Below are 2016 nucleotides of genomic sequence, written 5' to 3'. Positions count from 1 at the left end.
AAAAACAAAAAAGCCCCGTCAGGGTGCCTGAAGGGGCTTTGGATTAGAAGCTTGACGATGACCTACTCTCACATGGGGAGACCCCACACTACCATCGGCGCTAAGTCGTTTCACTTCTGAGTTCGGTATGGGATCAGGTGGTTCCAACTTGCTATGGTCGTCAAGCAATACTGCATGAGTTCGGAGGTCTTATGATGTGTATGACATCGGCCTCGATTGACTCAAATAGGGTGGTGGATTGTAAAGTGATTGCTGATCGTTTGACAGACCCTTTTAGGATTTCTGTTGTGTTTGGATGCTTGTATATCCTGACAAGTCCGGTTGAATCTTGTAAACCGCCTAACAGTCGATTCTGTTATATGGTCAAGCCGCACGAGCAATTAGTATCAGTTAGCTCAACGCTTCGCAGCGCTTCCACACCTGACCTATCAACGTCGTAGTCTTCAACGGCTCTTTAGGGGGATTAAATCCCCAGGGAGATCTCATCTTGAAGGAGGCTTCCCGCTTAGATGCTTTCAGCGGTTATCCCGTCCGAACATAGCTACCGGGCAGTGCCATTGGCATGACAACCCGAACACCAGAGGTTAGTTCATTCCGGTCCACTCGTACTAGGAACAACTCATCTCAAAACTCCAACGCCCACGGCAGATAGGGACCGAACTGTCTCACGACGTTCTAAAGCCAGCTCGCGTACCACATTAAATGGCGAACAGCCATACCCTTGGGACCGGCTTCAGCCCCAGGATGTGATGAGCCGACATCGAGGTGCCAAACACCGCCGTCGATGTGAACTCTTGGGCGGTATCAGCCTGTTATCCCCGGAGTACCTTTTATCCGTTGAGCGATGGCCCTTCCATACAGAACCACCGGATCACTAAGACCTACTTTCGTACCTGCTCGACATGTCTGTCTCGCAGTCAAGCGTGCTTTTGCCTTTACACTAACCTCATGATTTCCGACCATGATTAGCACACCTTCGTGCTCCTCCGTTACTCTTTGGGAGGAGACCGCCCCAGTCAAACTACCCACCATACACTGTCCGTAACCCCGATAAGGGGCCGACGTTAGAACCTCAAACATACCAGGGTGGTATTTCAAGGACGGCTCCATCGAAACTGGCGTCTCGACTTCAAAGCCTCCCACCTATCCTACACAGATAGGTTCAAAGTTCAGTGCAAAGCTATAGTAAAGGTTCACGGGGTCTTTCCGTCTAGCCGCGGGTACACGGCATCTTAACCGCGATTTCAATTTCACTGAGTCTCGGGTGGAGACAGCGCCCCCATCATTACGCCATTCGTGCAGGTCGGAACTTACCCGACAAGGAATTTCGCTACCTTAGGACCGTTATAGTTACGGCCGCCGTTTACCGGGGCTTCGATCAAGAGCTTCGCTTGCGCTAACCCCATCAATTAACCTTCCGGCACCGGGCAGGCGTCACACCCTATACGTCCACTTACGTGTTTGCAGAGTGCTGTGTTTTTAATAAACAGTTGCAGGGGCCTGGTATCTTCGACTGCCAATAGCTTACGGGGCAAGCCCTTCACCATCAGCAGTGCACCTTCTCCCGAAGTTACGGTGCCATTTTGCCTAGTTCCTTCACCCGAGTTCTCTCAAGCGCCTTGGTATTCTCTACCTGATCACCTGTGTCGGTTTGGAGTACGGTCTCTTTTTACCTGAAGCTTAGAGGCTTTTCTTGGAAGCATGGCATCAAGCACTTCGCGTTCCGAGGAACACTCGTCATCAGTTCTCAGCCTTAGTATCCCGGATTTACCTAAGACACCAGCCTACGACCTTAAACACGGACAACCAACGCCGTGCTGCTCTAGCCTTCTCCGTCCCCCCATCGCAGTAAAAAGAGGTACAGGAATATTAACCTGTTTCCCATCGACTACGCGTTTCCGCCTCGCCTTAGGGGCCGACTAACCCTGTCCCGATTAGCGTTGGACAGGAACCCTTGATCTTCCGGCGGGGGAGTTTTTCACTCCCCTTATCGTTACTCATGTCAGCATTCGCACT

2 rRNA genes (1 of these 2 running past the window's edge) are annotated in these 2016 nt (G+C 51.4%); both read right to left on the bottom strand.

From position 1 onward, the window contains the following. Window positions 1-49: 49 nt before the first annotated feature. Window positions 50-165 (bottom strand): 5S ribosomal RNA (rrf, locus tag AC1RJL_RS19785). A 194-nt stretch (window positions 166-359) separates the two neighbouring features. Beyond that, window positions 360-2016: ribosomal RNA gene (locus AC1RJL_RS19780) — 23S ribosomal RNA — on the bottom strand; it runs 1231 nt beyond the window's last position.

It is taken from the genome of Cellvibrio sp. GW822-FHT04B05 (assembly GCF_058800985.1).
The sequence above is the reverse complement of the archived record's forward strand: the minus strand, read 5'-3'. Positions and strand labels throughout refer to the sequence as shown.